This is a genomic window from Paraburkholderia yinzeri (assembly GCF_046581065.1).
Classification (GTDB): domain Bacteria; phylum Pseudomonadota; class Gammaproteobacteria; order Burkholderiales; family Burkholderiaceae; genus Paraburkholderia.
Window position 1 is genome coordinate 215,644 of the sequence record NZ_JBFOCJ010000003.1, and the last position, 16,045, is coordinate 231,688.

14 protein-coding genes and 1 pseudogene are annotated in these 16,045 nt (G+C 62.4%); 10 read left to right on the plus strand and 5 right to left on the minus strand.

Features of this window, described 5'->3' with window-relative positions; genetic code table 11:
- Window positions 1–126: 126 nt before the first annotated feature.
- The gene (locus WJ542_RS27770; RefSeq protein ID WP_411192775.1) at window positions 127–1,611 is read right to left on the minus strand and encodes an MFS transporter; all 1,485 of its coding nucleotides are present in this window, start codon (window positions 1,609–1,611) and stop codon (window positions 127–129) included.
- A gap of 383 nt (window positions 1,612–1,994) precedes the next feature.
- Between WJ542_RS27770 and WJ542_RS27775 the strand changes: the two are divergent.
- Window positions 1,995–2,219 (plus strand): annotated as a pseudogene (locus tag WJ542_RS27775) (hypothetical protein); the annotation flags it as partial.
- A 3-nt stretch (window positions 2,220–2,222) separates the two neighbouring features.
- A complete protein-coding gene (locus WJ542_RS27780; protein WP_411192776.1) occupies window positions 2,223–2,780 on the plus strand; it encodes a sugar O-acetyltransferase in 558 nt (185 codons plus the stop codon).
- On the opposite strand, the gene WJ542_RS27785 is transcribed toward WJ542_RS27780, so the two are convergent.
- Window positions 2,777–4,273 carry a mannitol dehydrogenase family protein gene (locus WJ542_RS27785; protein ID WP_411192777.1) on the minus strand — a complete coding sequence of 499 codons (1,497 nt, stop codon included), beginning with the start codon at window positions 4,271–4,273 and terminating at the stop codon, window positions 2,777–2,779. The genes WJ542_RS27780 and WJ542_RS27785 overlap by 4 nt on opposite strands.
- A gap of 108 nt (window positions 4,274–4,381) precedes the next feature.
- Between WJ542_RS27785 and manD the strand changes: the two genes are divergently transcribed.
- From manD to WJ542_RS27820, 7 genes are all read left to right on the plus strand, one after another.
- Window positions 4,382–5,590, plus strand: coding sequence for a D-mannonate dehydratase ManD (gene manD / locus WJ542_RS27790; protein WP_411192778.1), 1,209 nt, complete (start codon window positions 4,382–4,384; stop codon window positions 5,588–5,590).
- Between the two features lie 55 nt (window positions 5,591–5,645).
- Window positions 5,646–7,016, plus strand: coding sequence for an MFS transporter (locus WJ542_RS27795; RefSeq protein ID WP_411192779.1), 1,371 nt, complete (start codon window positions 5,646–5,648; stop codon window positions 7,014–7,016).
- A gap of 68 nt (window positions 7,017–7,084) precedes the next feature.
- Window positions 7,085–8,122, plus strand: coding sequence for an L-idonate 5-dehydrogenase (locus WJ542_RS27800; RefSeq protein ID WP_411192780.1), 1,038 nt, complete (start codon window positions 7,085–7,087; stop codon window positions 8,120–8,122).
- A gap of 79 nt (window positions 8,123–8,201) precedes the next feature.
- A complete protein-coding gene (locus tag WJ542_RS27805) occupies window positions 8,202–9,500 on the plus strand; it encodes an MFS transporter (RefSeq protein WP_411192781.1) in 1,299 nt (432 codons plus the stop codon).
- A 173-nt stretch (window positions 9,501–9,673) separates the two neighbouring features.
- Window positions 9,674–10,516: a GntR family transcriptional regulator gene (locus WJ542_RS27810; protein ID WP_411192782.1), complete on the plus strand. Its 843-nt coding sequence runs from the start codon at window positions 9,674–9,676 to the stop codon at window positions 10,514–10,516.
- An 11-nt stretch (window positions 10,517–10,527) separates the two neighbouring features.
- Window positions 10,528–11,058, plus strand: coding sequence for a nucleoside deaminase (locus tag WJ542_RS27815; RefSeq protein ID WP_411192783.1), 531 nt, complete (start codon window positions 10,528–10,530; stop codon window positions 11,056–11,058).
- A gap of 102 nt (window positions 11,059–11,160) precedes the next feature.
- Window positions 11,161–12,147: an aldo/keto reductase gene (locus WJ542_RS27820; RefSeq protein WP_411192784.1), complete on the plus strand. Its 987-nt coding sequence runs from the start codon at window positions 11,161–11,163 to the stop codon at window positions 12,145–12,147.
- A gap of 857 nt (window positions 12,148–13,004) precedes the next feature.
- On the opposite strand, the gene WJ542_RS27825 is transcribed toward WJ542_RS27820, so the two are convergent.
- Complete coding sequence (locus WJ542_RS27825; protein WP_411192785.1) at window positions 13,005–13,466, minus strand: hypothetical protein; 462 nt, start codon at window positions 13,464–13,466, stop codon at window positions 13,005–13,007.
- Between the two features lie 347 nt (window positions 13,467–13,813).
- Between WJ542_RS27825 and WJ542_RS27830 the strand changes: the two genes are divergently transcribed.
- A complete protein-coding gene (locus tag WJ542_RS27830) occupies window positions 13,814–14,881 on the plus strand; it encodes a purine-nucleoside phosphorylase (protein WP_411192786.1) in 1,068 nt (355 codons plus the stop codon).
- A gap of 41 nt (window positions 14,882–14,922) precedes the next feature.
- Here WJ542_RS27830 and WJ542_RS27835 read toward each other — a convergent pair whose 3' ends face one another.
- Entirely contained in the window at window positions 14,923–15,174 is a 252-nt protein-coding gene (locus WJ542_RS27835; RefSeq protein WP_411192787.1) for a DUF3562 domain-containing protein, read from the minus strand.
- Window positions 15,175–15,569: 395 nt separating this feature from the next.
- On the minus strand, window positions 15,570–15,785 hold the full coding sequence (locus WJ542_RS27840; protein WP_411192788.1) for a DUF3820 family protein: 216 nt from the start codon (window positions 15,783–15,785) through the stop codon (window positions 15,570–15,572).
- Window positions 15,786–16,045 lie beyond the last annotated feature (260 nt).

Genomic DNA, 16,045 nt, shown 5'->3' on the forward strand with positions numbered 1-16,045 from the left:
CGTAGCCAGAATGCCTGGCACTTACGCGGGTAAGCCATGCGAATCTCCGTCGCCTTGTTGGGAAGCCATTGGTTCAATCGCGTGCCTGATTCCCGGATCGGGAATCGGGCGCCGCATACGGACTGCTTACGACTGGCGACCGATCTGGTCGAGATTGACCCCATTGGTTTCGATGCGGAACATCCAGGTGACCACCGCACCCAGGATCGACGTACCAACGAGGATGTAGAGAAGCGGACCGGTGCCGATGCTGCTGAGAAGAATCGGGAACAGGAAGGCCGTGGCCACTGCGCCGATCTTGCCCACCGCCGCGGCGAAGCCCGCACCCGTTCCGCGGATCGCGGTGGGGAAGACTTCGCCGGCCAGCAGATAGGTTTGCGCGTTCGGACCGAGATTGGTCATGAAGTTGAAGAGCATGAAGCCCGCGAAAATCATCGCCGTCTTGGTCGTGCCATCGAAGCCGTCGGAGAGCGACGCGATCAGCAACCCGACTGCGCAGCCAACGAAGCCGACGACCTGCAGCCAGATACGCCCAAACTTGTCCGCAAGCGCGACGGCGAAGATGATGCCGATGATCAGCAGGCTCGTGATGAGGGCGGCGCCTTTGGCGGCGAGGATATCGTTGAGAATCAGGTCGGCAATGCTGCGCACGTGATCGGGTTTGGCGCCGAACGCCGTGGCGAGAATCGTCGGCGTGAAGATGCCGATGCCGTAAGTGCCCAGATCCTGCAGGAACCAGGGCGCCGAGGCAAAGATGGTCGCGCGCAGGTTTTTCCGCTCGAACAGCGCGAGGAAGCTGCCTTTCTCGTGCTCGCCCTTGCCGACCACGACGAACTCGCGCGCGAGGACGATCTCGGCCGGATATTGCGGAGAACGAACCAGCAGCCGACGGGCGGCCAGTTCCGCGCGGTCGGTCGCGCCGCGTACGTGCAGCCAGTTCGGGCTTTCGGTAATGAAGAAGCGCCCGATGGTGACGAGCAGCGCGGGGAAAATCGCCGTGCCGTACATCCAGCGCCACGCGTCGAGAGTCGGCACCATCGAGAGCACCAGGAAGCCGACCCCGGTTCCCGCCAGTGCGCCCACGGCCTGAAACGCGAAGGCGGCCAGCACCAGCTTGCCCCGGCTCGTGCTCGGAATGCTTTCGGAGATGATCATGTGGGCCGTGGGATAGTCGCATCCGAGCGCCACGCCCAGACCGAACAGGCAGACCACGAGCGAGACGAAGTTCGCGCAGAACACCAGCAGCACGAGAAACGCGACGAAGATGATCATCTCGACGATGAACATGCGTTTGCGTCCGAAGTGATCGGACATGCCGCCGAGGCCCACTGCGCCGACGAGAATGCCGCACAGGCTTGCTGCGCTGATGAAGCCGTTCTGCGCCGCGCTGATGCCGAACTCGCGCGAGATCAGCGGCAACGCCACGCCCGTCATGAATACGACGAAGCCTTCAAAGAACTTTCCGGCGGCGGCGAGTGACCAGATGCGCCACTGCATCCCCGTCATCGGGATCGACGGAAGGCGCGTGCCGTCCGGCCACATCGGCCGCTCGTCGATGTACTCCTGAACCGACTTGATCGCGGCTTTCCGAAAGTCGTTTGTAGTCGCCATGTCTTGCATCCGAAAGCTCCTCGTCTGATGATTACCGGTACATCGGCGATTCTCGTATGACCGGCCCGCGCGACTCGCAGCGCTATGCGGATATCGCACAGTCCGGGTCTATGCTCCGTTCAAGGCGACGTGGAACATGGGGTTTGTTGCCGAGGCCGCGCAGTAAAACTGCCGCCCGGTCGCCATTTCGTGACGGGATGGTGACGCTCGCCGGTGTCGGGAGGATGACAGGCGCCCAGGAAATCGGTTCGGCGTGAAAAGAGGGAGGGCCGCCCGGCGGTGCCGATGCCAGTCGATGATCTTTTCGGCCGGCAGTCTGTGCGGCAACGCACAATCCATCGACATCGGGCTGATTGTATTCACGCCGTCCGCAATTTTTTCGGGCCGACTACCAGCCATACTGGGTTGCGCGCGCGGATCTGCTTGCGCGTGCCGGCACGAGGGCCGAAGCCCTCGGCGCGTATGATCTCGCGATCGGACTGGCGCGCGATCCGGCCGTGCGCCGGTTCCTGCAGCGCAGGCGCGCGGCGTTGTCGCCGGCCAGCGGCCTGAACCGCTCCGCTTCCGCCGCAACTGGCAACCACGACACCGCAACGGGAGGAGCGTAGCGAATGGCAAATGACGATCGCACCAGGATAATTTCCAGGAGGACGCCGGAATCGGCGGCAATGTCAGCAAACGTCCAGCGAGCGATGACGCTCACCGCCGCGCTCAACCGGTTGACATTCAACGATGCCGCTGAAATCCGCGCCTTGTTCAGCGATCTGATCGGCAAGCCGGTGGACGACAGCTTTTCGTTGATCCCACCGTTCTATACGACCGGCGGGGTCGATATCCGTGTCGGGCGCAATGTCTTCATCAATCAGAATTGCACGTTCTATGACCTTGGCGGGCTCGATATTGCCGACGACGTGATGATTGGGCCCAACGTGAGCCTCATCACGTCCGGCCATCCCCTCGAGCCCTCCCGGCGGCGCAATGGTGTCATCGCGAAGCCCATCGTGATCGAGCGAAACGTCTGGATTGCCGCCGGTGCGATCGTTATCGGCGGCGTCACCGTGGGCGAGAACTCGGTTGTCGCGGCGGGATCGGTGGTCACGAAGGACGTTCCCCCGAATACGCTTGTCGGTGGGAATCCGGCGAGGGTCATTCGGTCGATTGACGGTTAGGGGTGCTTCGAACATTCGCAATGCGCATAGTCGTCGATGGCTGAGCGTGCTCCGCTTCGCAACGCACGCCCGGCGCGCAAGAGCGATTCGCGCAGTGCCGGTTCATGCGCGAGCGAAGCGGGAAATACCTCTCTAACGGCGAGCATCGCGTCGACAAGACCTGCTTCGTCACGCGCATCCAGAGCGATCTTCGATAACCGGTCGGCTAACGGATCGTTGATCGCGTAGCGTTCGCCGCTGTCTGCGCGTCCACGCAGGAACGTGAACCATGCCGCGACTGCCAGTGCCAGGCGTTCGATGGATTGCCCCGCGTTGAGGCGCGCCTCGATCGTTGAAAGAACGCGCGGCGGGATCTTCTGGCTGCCGTCCATTGCGATCTGGGCGCAGCGGTGTCTGAGCGCGGGATTCGCGTAACGTTCGAGCAGTGCGTCGCGGTAAGCAAAGAGATCGAACGACGCCGGCACCTCCAGGGTGGGTGCGATCTCGCGCGTCATCATGTCGTGAATCAGTTTCTTCAGCGGCGCGTGGGCCACGGCATCGCTAATCGTTTCGAAGCCGGCAAGCAGGGACAGGTAGGCCAGCGCGGAGTGCGTTGCGTTCAGCATGCGCAGTTTCGCTACCTCGAACGGCGCGACGTCGTCCACCAGTTGCGCGCCGGCAACCTCCCACGCGGGGCGTCCCGCCGGAAACCGGTCCTCGATAACCCATTGACGAAAGGGCTCGCACGGCACCGGCGCTTCGTCTCGCAGGCCGAGCGCGGTGGAGGCGGCTTCCCGGTCGGCGTCGGTCGTGGCCGGCACGATGCGGTCGACCATCGTCGACGGGAAGGCGACGTGCGCTTCGATCCACGCCGCGAGGCGGGCGTCGAGCTTTTGGGCGAACGAACAGACGGCTTGCCTGAGCGCTGCGCCGTTGTGCGAGAGGTTGTCGCAGGAAAGGACCGTGAAAGGCGGGATATTCGCGTCGCGCCGCGCCTTGAGCGCGGCGGTCAGGATGCCGGGAACCGTTGTCGGCTCGTTCGGGTGCGCAAGGTCATGGGCAACCCCGGCATGCGCGAAATCGGCATCGCCCGTTTTCGGGTCGCGGCAATAGCCTTTTTCCGTGACCGTCAGCGAAACGATGCGCACGCGTTCATCGGCCAGCCGTTCGAAGAGCCGAGCGCGGTCGAAGGGCATCGCGAGAACTTCGCATAGCGCCCGTGCGACGGTGACCCGAATGCCGGCGGGCCCCCGCTCGACGACGCTGTACAGCCCGTCCTGCGCCATCAGCGCGTCGCGCTTGCTGACGTCGCCTTGCAGCGTGACGCCGCAAATACCCCAATCGCCGGGCTGAGCCAGCATCGCTTCTTCCGTGTAGAGCGCCGCGTGTGCGCGCTGAAAGTTGCCGACGCCCAGATGCACGATGCCTATGGCCGGCGTACGCCATTCCGGCGAGAGCAGATGGGAGCGCAACGCACCCTGATGGCGACGGGAAAGTCTTGATATTTCGGTCATTGGTCGATCCGGTAGACGAGCTGGGCGAGGGAAAACCCGCGATTGACCCTGCAACATACTGGTATGGTAGTATGCGCTGAACGAGTTGCCCACTCAAGGATATCCCCTATGAAGATCGTTCGCGCCGATGTCATCGTCACCTGCCCAGGCCGCAACTTCGTCACGCTGAAGGTGGTGACGGACGAAGGCGTCTACGGCATCGGGGATGCAACGCTCAATGGCCGCGAGCTCGCTGTTGCTTCGTATCTGAAGGATCACGTCTGTCCGCTTCTGATCGGGCGGGATCCGGGGCGTATCGAGGACACCTGGCAGTTCCTCTACAAAGGCGCTTATTGGCGGCGCGGTCCTGTCACGATGTCGGCCATCGCGGCAGTCGACATGGCGCTCTGGGACATTCTTGCGAAGACGGCCAACCTGCCTCTGTACAAGTTGCTCGGCGGCGCGTCGCGCGATGGGGTCATGGTTTACGGTCACGCGACGGGCCGCGACATTCCCGAAGCGCTCGATCGCTACGCGGAACATGTCGAAGCGGGCTACAAGGCGATCCGCATTCAATGCGGTGTGCCGAATATGCGGTCGGTGTATGGTGTTGCGAAGGGCAACGGCATGTACGAACCGGCGACCAAGGGAGCGGTCGAGGAACAGAGCTGGTCTTCCGAAAAGTACCTGGATTTCGTGCCGAAGCTTTTTGAGGCCGTGCGCGAGCGGTTCGGCTTCGATACGCATCTGCTTCACGACGTGCACCACCGCCTCACGCCGATCGAGGCGGCGCGTCTGGGCAAGTCGGTGGAGCCCTGCCGTCTGTTCTGGATGGAAGACCCGACCCCCGCCGAGAATCAGGCCGGTTTCCGCCTGATTCGCGAACATACCGTCACGCCCATCGCGGTAGGCGAGGTCTTCAACAGCATCTGGGATTGCAAGCAACTGATCGAAGAGCAACTGATCGACTATATCCGTGCGACGCTGACGCACGCGGGAGGCATTACGCACCTGAAGCGCATCGCGGATTTTGCTTCGCTCTACCAGGTGCGTACCGGCTGTCACGGCCCCTCCGATCTTTCGCCGGTCTGCATGGGCGCCGCGCTGCACTTCGACCTCTGGGTGCCGAACTTCGGCGTGCAGGAGTACATGGGCTTCCCGAAGGAGGCGCTAGAAGTCTTTCCGCATGCGTGGACCTTCGATCGCGGCATGATGCATCCGGGCGAGGTGCCTGGGCACGGTGTGGATATCGACGAAAAGCTCGCCGCGAAATATCCGTATGACCCGGCGTATCTGCCCGTCGCGCGGCTCGAAGACGGTACGCTCTGGAACTGGTGAGCGGGCGACTACGCCCGCGTGTCGCACAGCAAAGCACAAGATTCCGGAGACAGACATGGCAGACAGAGAAACCAACGCAATGCTGCGGCGCGTGGCCGCCGCATCGACCATCGGGACCGCGGCCGAGTATTACGACTTCTTCGTCTACGGCACGGCTGCTGTTCTCGTGTTCGGCGCGAAGTTCTTTCCGGGCAGCGATCCGCTGATCGGCACGCTCGCCGCGTTTGCGACCTATGCGGTGGGCTTCGTCGCGAGGCCAATCGGCGGCATTGTGTTCGGCCACTTCGGCGACAGGGTCGGCCGCAAGACGGCGCTCATCGTCACCATTCTGATCGTGGGGCTCGGCACCTTCGCCATCGGCCTGCTGCCCGATTATTCGCAGGCAGGCATCTGGGCGCCCGTTGCGCTCATCGCGATTCGCGTGCTGCAAGGCTTCGGCGTGGGGGGCGAGCAGGCGGGCGCGGTGCTGCTCACTGCGGAATACGCGCCGCCGCGCGAGCGCGGCTTTTTCGCGAGCCTCGTGCAATTGGGCGCGCCGGCGGGATTTCTGATTCCGTCGGGCATCTTCGCCGTGCTTGCCGCTACGCTGACGCATGAGCAAATGATGGACTGGGGCTGGCGTCTGCCGTTCCTCGGCAGCATCGTGCTCGTCGTGGTGGGGCTCTACATTCGTTTGCGTACCGAAGAATCGCCTGTTTTCGCGGCCATCCGCGCGACCCAGGCCGTCGAGTCGCGACCCGTCGTGGAAGTGGTGAGGCAATACGGCGCGACGATTGCGAAGGGCGTGGGCGCGAAGCTGATCGAAGCCTGCACGTTTGCGATGTACACGATGATCGTGCTGGCGTACGGCCGCGCACACGGTGTTGCCGACGCGCTGTTGCTGCAGACCATCATCGTTGCGGTATTGCTCGAACTGGCTGCGATTCCGCTGGCGGGCGCGCTATCGGATCGTATCGGGCGGCGTGCCACTTTCATCGCAGGCGCGGTATTGCAGGTGCTGCTCGTCTGGCCGCTCTTTCATGCGATCGACAGCGGCAGCCGCTTCGCGATCCAGATCGTGATGATCCTGGCCATCACGGTCGGCCATAGTCTCACTTACGCGCCGCAAGCGTCGCTTTTTCCCGAGCTTTTTCCGGCGCGCGTGCGCTGCAGTGGTATTGCGCTCATCTGGCAGATTGGCTCGCTGATCGGCAGCGGCCTGCTTGGGCTGGTTGCCGTGAAGCTCATCCAGGCGACGGGCGGCGATTCGATCGGACTGGTCGTTTACGTGGCGGTGCCCGGCATCGTATCGACGATCTCCGTGCTGCTTTTGCCGGAGACCGCGCCTGCGCGCCTCGGCACCGATCTTCATGACTGGGCGGCGCCGCAGCGCGACGCCAACGCGGCTCGGACGCAGGCCACGCCCGCTTTCGCGGCGCGCCGTTGAAAGGCAATCGCGGCGGATGCCCGTCAATCTTCTTCTTCACGAACCCCGCAAAACCAGGGACCACAACCATGCTCGCAGCCGTTCTCCATGAGGCGAAGACACTCCGTATCGACGAACTGGACGCGCCTCAGCCGCTTCCCGGCCAGGTGCAGATCCGCGTACGCGCCGGCGGCATTTGTGGCTCTGATCTTTCGTACTACTTCAAAGGCAAGAGTGGCGACTTCGCGGTGCACGAGCCGTTCGTGCTCGGTCACGAGGTGGCGGGCGAGATCGCCGCGCTGGGAGAAGGCGTGAGCGGGCTGCAAGTGGGCCAGCGCGTGGCGGTCAATCCCGGGCTGAACTGCGGCACGTGCCGGTTTTGCCTGAAGGGCATGCCGAACCACTGCCTGAATATGCGCTTCATGGGCAGCGCGTCGACCTTTCCGCATATGCAAGGGATGTTCCGCCAATACATCACGGCGGCCGCACGGCAATGCGTGCCGGTGCCCGATTCGCTGGACTACGCGCAAGCCTCGATGGCGGAACCGCTTGCCGTCGCGTTGCACGCATTGAAGCAGGCGGGTTCGCTGGTCGGCGCGAACCTGCTGCTGGTAGGGTGCGGGCCAATCGGCTGCATCGTGCTGGCGGCGGCACGGCGAGCGGGCGCGCATCGCATCGTTGCCCTCGACCTGGCGCCCAGGGCACTCCAGATGGCCGCCGCTCTGGGCGCCGACGAGACGGTACTCGCGAGTGACCAGGCGCGCATCGACACATGGGCGCGCGAACGCGGCACCTTCGACGTCGTGATCGAGGCATCGGGCAGTCCCGCGGGACTCGATACGGCATTGCGCGCGGTGCGCGCGGGCGGTACGGTGATCCAGCTTGGAAACCTGCCTGCGGGCCAGTCGCCCGTTGCGGCCAATCTGGTGATGGCGAAGGAACTGCGTTATCAAGGTTCGTTCCGCTTCACGGACGAATACGCGATCGCCGCCGACGAGATTGCATCGCAGCGCATCGACCTGCGGCCGTTGATGACGCATTCGTTTCCGCTCGCCGAAGCCAACCGCGCGTTCGAGGTGGCGCAGGATCGCAGTCAGTCGATGAAGGTGCATCTGCAATTCGACTGAGAGTACGGTTGGGTATTCACGCAAAGCCATCGAGCCGCCAGATCGGCATAAACAAGACGTGGCACATCGGAGACTGAACATGTTCAAAAGCCAACGATGGTTCGTCGTAGGTCTGCTGTTTCTCGCGGGCGTGGTCAACTATCTCGACCGCGCCGCGCTTTCGATCGCGGCGCCGCTCATCCAGAAGGATCTGCACTTCACACATGCGCAAATGGGCGTGGTGTTCAGCAGTTTCTTTATTGGCTATGCGCTGTTCAACTTCGTCGGCGGCGTGCTATCGGACAAGATCGGCGCGAAAAAGGTGTTCGGCGGCGCAATGGGCCTCTGGTCGCTCTTCTGCGGGGCGACGGCGCTCGCGAGCAGCTTCGCTTCGCTGATCGTGCTGCGCGTGCTGTTTGGCATCGGAGAAGGGCCTTTTAGCTCGTCGAACAGCAAGATGGTGAACAACTGGTTCCCGCGCCGCGAAGTGGCGAGCGCGATTGGTGTGATCAGCTCGGGCACGCCGCTTGGAGGCGCGGTCGCGGGGCCCGTGGTCGGTTATATGGCGATCGCGTTCGGATGGCGCTGGGCGTTTGTCGCCATCATGCTGATCGGCCTCGCATGGCTGGTGCTGTGGACGCTCACCACGACCGAGCATCCGCAGGGAAACCCGCGAGTCGCGAAAGCCGAACTCGAACTGATCGTCGCGGGTCAGCAGCAGGCCGCGTCGATGGAACATGGCGTGCACGGACAGAAAGCGGGTCTGGGTTTCTATCTGCGCCAGCCGATCATTCTCGCGACCGCGGTGGCGTTTTTTGCTTACAACTACGTGCTGTTCTTCTTTCTCTCGTGGTTTCCGACCTACCTCACCGAAGCGCATCACATGTCCTTGCGCGACATGAGCCTCGCCACCGTGATTCCCTGGTTGCTGGGAAGCGTCGGTCTCGCGGCGGGCGGTTTCGTTACGGACGCGATTCTGCGCTTGACCGGCAAGCCGCTGTTGTCGCGCCGCCTCGTGCTGTCGTTTTGCCTCGGCATGGCCGCCGTATGCGTGGCCCTCGCGGGACGCGTGCAAACGACCCAGGGCGCTATCGCGCTGATGTCCGTGACGATCTTCTTCCTCTATGTCACAGGCTCCGTCTATTGGGCGGTGATCGCGGATACGGTGCGTCGCGAGAATGTGGGCGGCGTGGGCGGCTTTGTGCATCTGCTGGCGAATCTGGCGGGTGTCATCGGGCCGGCGGTGACAGGCTTCATCATCGAAGCGACGCACGGTGCGTACGGCGCTGCATTTGCGCTTGCGGGCGGGGTTGCCGTACTCGGCGCGCTGGCTGCGTTCGTGTGGGTTCGGGAGCCTAAGCGGCAGGGCAGTCGGGAAGGGCAGCCGCGAGCGGCGTGAATGACGTGAGCGGTGCAGCCTGGGTCATCGCATGACGGCGACGTACGCAATGGGCCAATGAGGAAACATAGTAGTATGGTGGTATAGCATCACGGCGTCGCAACAGAGAATGTCCGCGTCGCCCGTTGCGCAGCGGCATGCCACGCGCCTTTTCTCAAACCGCTTTAACGACGATGAAAACCCCTGAATCCGCGGCCGCCATACAGGCCGAAGACGGTGGCGCGCAGCTCGCCAGGTCGGCGCCGCTACGCGTTCGCCGTCGGCTCCGCGACAATGACTCCGGCGCCGCCACGTTGCCGGACCTGCGCTCGCAAGTATCGCTGGAATCGCCCGAACCGATTACCAGGCAGATTTACCGCGCGCTTCGCCAGGCGATTTTCGTCGGTCAACTGGTGCCGGGCACGCCACTTTCGGAAAAAGAAGTCTCCGGGATGTTCCATGTATCACGCCAGCCGGTTCGGGAAGCGTTCATCAAACTGGTGGAGGCGGGGGTGCTTCAGGTTCTGCCGCAGCGGGGCACTTTCGTGAAGCGCATTTCGCCGCGCCGGGTGCGTGAAGGGCGCTTTATCCGCGAGGCGATCGAAGCGGCGGTCGCGCGCAAAGCGGCGAAGTGCGTTACCGAAGTGCAGTTGAAAGCGCTCGCGGACAACATTCGGGATCAGCGGCTCGCAGCGAAGGCAAACGATACGGCCGCCTTTCTCGCGCTGGACGAAGCATTCCACTGCACGATTGCACAGACGATCGATTGCGGGGCCGCCTGGGAAGCGATTCAGGATATCAAGGCGCAGATGGACCGGGTTCGTTACCTGAGCCTGCCGGACGATTCGCCGCTGGATCATCTCATCAAGCAGCACGCAAAGATTCTGGCGGCGCTGCGTTCTCATGACCCGGATGCCGCGGAAACCGCGATGCGGGAGCATCTGCGGGAGATCCTGGTAACGCTGGGACCCATTGCCGCCCGCAATCCGGCCTGGTTCGAGGCGGACGAACACGAGACGGTGTCGCTGGCGGACTAGAAAGGTACCCCATGCACACAGACAAGGCGTTTGAATCCGCGAACCTCGATGAACGCGACATGGCGCTGCTGCGCGCCGCCATTGAACTCGCCAACGAGTCGCGACGCAACGGCCGCCACCCGTTCGCGGCGATCGTGGCGGACGAGCACGGCCATATCGTGGCGTCCGCGGGAAACAACTCGATGCCGCCTGAGGGCGATCCTACCCAGCATGCCGAACTGGTCGCCGCGGCGAAGGCGGCGCGCACGCTTTCGCCGGCGCAACTCGCCGGATGCACGCTCTATACGAGCGCCGAGCCTTGCTGCATGTGCGCGGGCGCGATTTACTGGTGCAACATCGGGCGTGTCGTCTATGCGCTTTCCGAGCACCGCCTGCTGGCGCTGACCGGAGCCCACGCCGAGAATCCGACGTTCTCGCTTCCCTGCCGCGAGGTCTTCGCGCGCGGGCAACGGCCTGTCGAGGTCGTTGGCCCGCTCATCGAGGATGAAGCGGCAGGCTCGCACCTTGGTTTCTGGAGCCAGCCTACGCTCGACAGGCAATGAGGCGCCGGCGCCGAAGAATCGTGCAAGGAATCAAGAGTATTGGTCTAACACCTCTTTGACCTGCGTGCCATTGTAGGCAGATGGCTATCACAGGAGGGCGCCATGCTGAACACGCGCAAGCTTGGACGTGAAGGACTCGTTGTTTCGGAGATTGGCCTCGGGTGCATGGGAATGTCCTACGCATACGGCGCGCCTGATGACGCAGAGTCGATCGCGACGATCCACCGGGCGATCGAACTGGGTTGCACGTTCCTCGATACGGCGGAGATTTATGGTCCTTTCGTCAACGAAGAATTACTTGGACGCGCGCTGAAAGGGCGTCGTCATGAGGTCACGATTGCAACCAAATTCGGCTTCAGGTTCGAGAACGGGGTGCGCGGTCTGGACAGCCGCCCCGAACATATCGAGGAGGTGATCGACGCGTCGCTGGCCCGGTTGCAGACCGATCACATCGATCTGCTTTATCAGCATCGCGTGGATCCCGCCGTGCCGATCGAGGAGGTTGCGGGCGCGGTCAAGGACGCCATCGCCGCAGGCAAGGTCCGCTATTTCGGCTTGTCCGAAGCCAGTGTCGATACCATTCGGCGCGCGCACGCCGTGCAACCCGTCTCGGCCCTGCAGAGCGAGTATTCGCTCTTCGAGCGCGGCGTCGAAGACAAGGTCTTGCCGGCCCTGCGCGAACTGGGTATCGGCTTTGTTCCCTATAGTCCGCTCGGCCGGGGCTTCCTGACCGGCCAGGCCCGGAGAGCGGAGGAACTTTCCTCCGACGATTGGCGAGCGGCCAATGATCCGCGCATACAGGGCAGCAACTTCGACGCGAACGTCAAGCTTGCCGACTTCGTCACAACACTGGCACACGAGAAGTCTGTGACGCCGGGCCAGATCGCGCTCGCCTGGCTGTTGCAGCAGGGCGATGATCTGGTGCCGATTCCCGGCACCAAGCGGCGCAAATACCTCGAAGAAAACGTGGGCGCGGCCTCCGTCCGTTTGACGCCGGCGGAACTGGATCGCATCCGGGCGTTCCTTGCTGAACACCAGACTGCCGGCAGGCGTTATCTACCAGCCATGCTGTCTTATCTCGACCGCTAGAGGTGCCTTCGGGGTCACCCAGTCGCGGCTCGGGACCCCGAAAAAACAACCTCACTGCCGTTCTTTCGAGCTATGCCTGTAGTGCTAATTTGAATATTCTGTAATCCGAATCTTACCGGTGCGGCCCCATAGTCGGCCGGCGACGGATTGTTATAGACGATCGACCGGCCCGCCTGTTTCGAGACTTCCTCGGCAAATTCATACATCGAGAAGGAGTGGTCTCCTGCAAGCTTATAGTCGGACAGTGGAAAAGGCTCAAGCCACCTGAGCGCTGGCGGCAGTACGCGAAATCCACCATGCCCGGCGGCCGCTTTCCGGTTGCTTGAAGGGCTACTCAGAATCGCTTGATGCCCTTTGCATAAATCATCTGCTCGAAATCGCATAGATTCAAACGATGAGCGGAGTGGGGCCAGTTTTAAACGTTCGACAGAGTCACATAAATCGTTGACAATACAACCGGATTAAAGGGGTGGTAAATCAGAAATTTCGACTATCCGGGAGTCGCTGTGCCAGTCACTGTTCTCAAGCTTTATCGCGTTCTGTTCACGGTATCTTTTATCTTTGCAGCGAGTATTTGCACGCACTCCCTAACCAGCGGCCTGTCGATCATTATGGCTGCCTCTGTGGCCGGCGGTGTGGCGTTCGTTGGCTTGTTGTTGGCAAACCTGATATTCCGGTAATGAGTTTGTCGCGTTTCACGCGAGCTTTGCCGGAATAAACGCGCACGCGTCAGGTGTTGAACAACCGCCATCTGGAATGGCGAGTGTCTTTTCAGCTTCGTGTTATGCCTGTTGCATGAGGTGCGTGCCGGATGACCGACTGCCGACTGATAGTCCAGGTCACGGCGCCAAACTCGCTCAATGCACCACCATCCCATTGAGTTGCGCATTACCCGCACCCGCGGCGATATTGATGCCGATATTGCCGCTAGTGGCGGCGAGCGCACCGGCACTGAGTTCAGCGACGGCGCTACCGCCAGTCATACGCGCGACAGCATGCACATTCTGCTGCGTGACGATTTTCGCTTGAGGTGTGGTAACCAGCGCGATCTGATTGGCCTGCGCATTGAGCGCCCCGGCCGCCAGATTCACGCCAATGTTGCCGCTTGCGCTTCGCAGCGCGTCCGTACCCACGAAAGCAGACGAAGTATCGAGCTTTGCGCTGCCGCTAACGTTCTGCACCGCGGTTAATTTCACCCCGCCAAACACGGCGGTACCGTCGTCCCCGGCCAATGGGGTCGATCCTTCCGCGAGCGCCGATGAGGCGCCTGCGCACGCGGTGACCCAGATCACTGCGGCGATCAACGAACGAACTTTCATCGGCGGCTCCCCGGCGTGTGCGAGTAACGCCGATAGCTGCGATATCGGCCGGCGACCGGCAAACTGAAGAGGGGTGTTTCCCTGGGGGCCGGGATAGCTGGCTACGAATGCCCGATCTGCCGCGTTGTATTGGTGCGGGAAAGCCGCGCAGCAGAAAGACCGTATGGAGCGTTTCGCGGAGCAATACGCCGCAATGGCCCATTTTCTCCGCTTATACTCATTGTCGCCTGAATGATTCACGCTCAGGTCCCACGCTGCACGCCGACAAAACCACGACATCAGTCGACAACACGGCACGCGATTCACGTTTCGCAACCGCAGTTCCTAACTAACAGGTGGGGCCTCTTATGCTAAATCGTGTTTTTGGTGCGGTGATTTCATCGTTGTTCATGGCGAGCGCAGCCGTTGCACCGGCCGTCGCGCATGCCGACGACAGCTTCGCGCAGGACGACGGCGCGTCGCATGGCCGTCCGGTCAAGGTGATGATCATTTCGATGTTCGGTCCCGAAGGCCAGGTGTGGCTAGATCATCTCGGACCGTGGCAGGACATCACGGTCGCGGGTCTGTCTCCCGACTACCCGGCCGTGCACTGCAATCGCCAGGACGTCTGCGTGATGACGACGGGCATGGGGCACGCGAATGCCGCCGCGTCGATCATGGCGCTGACCTTCTCTCCGCGTTTCGACTTGCGTCACACGTATTTCATGGTGGCGGGCATTGCCGGTATCGACCCGCTGCAGGGGACCGTCGGCTCCGCTGCCTGGGCGAACTGGCTCGTCGACTTCGGCATTCAGTGGGAAATCGACGGACGCGAAATTCCGCCAGGCTGGAACACAGGCTATCTCGGCATCAACACGACGGGCCCGACGCAGAAGCCGCCGCTCGACTATCGCACCGAAGTGTTCCAGCTCAATCCGGCGCTTTCGAACGCGGCATTCGCGCTATCGCGCAACGTGACGCTGACCGACGACGCGCAGGCGCAAGCCGCCCGAGCCAAATACAGCTATGCACCCGCGAACCGTCCACCGACCGTGATCCAGTGCGACACCCTGGCGGGCGATACCTGGTGGTCGGGCACCGACCTCGGCGAGCGAGCGCGGCAATGGACGAAGATCCTGACCGACGGCAAGGGCACCTATTGCACGACGCAGCAGGAAGACAACGCCACCTACGAGGCGCTGACGCGTGCGGCGAGCGCGCACCGCGTCGACCTGAACCGCGTCGCGGTACTGCGCGCCGGCTCGGACTTCGACCGGCCGTACGCTGGCCAATCGAGCGCGGACAATCTGCTCAACTACGCATCGCAGGGCGGCTTCGCGATCGCGATCGACAATCTGTTTCTTGCAGGCAATCCGCTCGTGCAGGACATCGTCAAGCATTGGGGCGAGTGGCGCGATGGCGTACCGCAGCGGTAAGGCGTTTGCGGCGTGGTGAAGCTGACCGCGCCGGTTGGCCGCTAGCTGCCGTCCGTCCGGGTCGTTGCCGGATCGCCTGGCGCGGCCCCTTGTTTTATTGATTGCAATGAGGCGTTCTTGAGGTTTTCACGAACCCGTCGTGCCGCCAGGAGGGGGACATAGTCCATTATTCTTGCATCGTGCCTGAAATCGGCCAGCGCTTCTGCATACATCCGGGACACCAGTTGCTCCGGTTGATTCGTTGAGGATGCAAGTTCTTGAACAATCGTCCTCGCGTCATCATTTCTGGCCATAACAACCTCCTTGAGTGGGTTCCTGTCGTTTGACCCTGCCTCGGTCAAACGACTTCGATGCTGCGCAACGGGCTAACGAGCTGAAGCGGATGGGCCACATCCAGCGGGTCAAACCTCCAAAATTTTGACGTGTGTCAACATGACAAGTATAGGAGCGGGGGTAGCCCAATCCCTGCGGCGCACAGTCGCTAACTCGGCCGACTAGATTAACCATCCGGTTAAAACGCCGGCTACGGCTCGTACTCGTGCGCGCATCGAAAGCGATTAAGCGTATGAGGGCCGCTCCGAGAAGTCGGACGTTGGGGAGCGAGGCAACGCGGCCAGTTTGAACTACTCGCCGGTCCCCTCGCGCGGCCATTTGCGTGGCGCGTTATACCGATGGCGCCCGATGGGCGCTATCCGCGTTTGCGCAGCGGCTCGAGCAAGCTCCTCAGGCCGTTATGGTCCATCTCGTGCATCAGCCCGAGCAGGCGGCCGAGGTTGCCCCGCGGAAACCCTTCGCGGGCAAACCAATTGAGGTAATGCCCGGGCAGGTCGGCGATAAGCCGGCCTTTGTATTTGCCGAAGGGCATGGTAACGGTGACGAGGTCTTCAAGATCCTGGGCTTGCATGCGGACATTATGCAGGGCTTTCCGTTCCCGCACACGCATACACCCGCCCGCCACGGCGCTCCACAACGTCCTGACCGGTCCAGGACGACTGAGCCTGTCGCTCAGGGTTTTCCCACGTTATGCGAGATTCGCATACGGACATGCCATCACCGCATCGCTCTTTTTTTGACCGCTTCTACCATCCGGTCTGACTCTGGTGCGAGGCGTGATCCATGCCGCGACAACGCGATTCCGGAGTCGCTGGATCGTCCGCTTTGAGC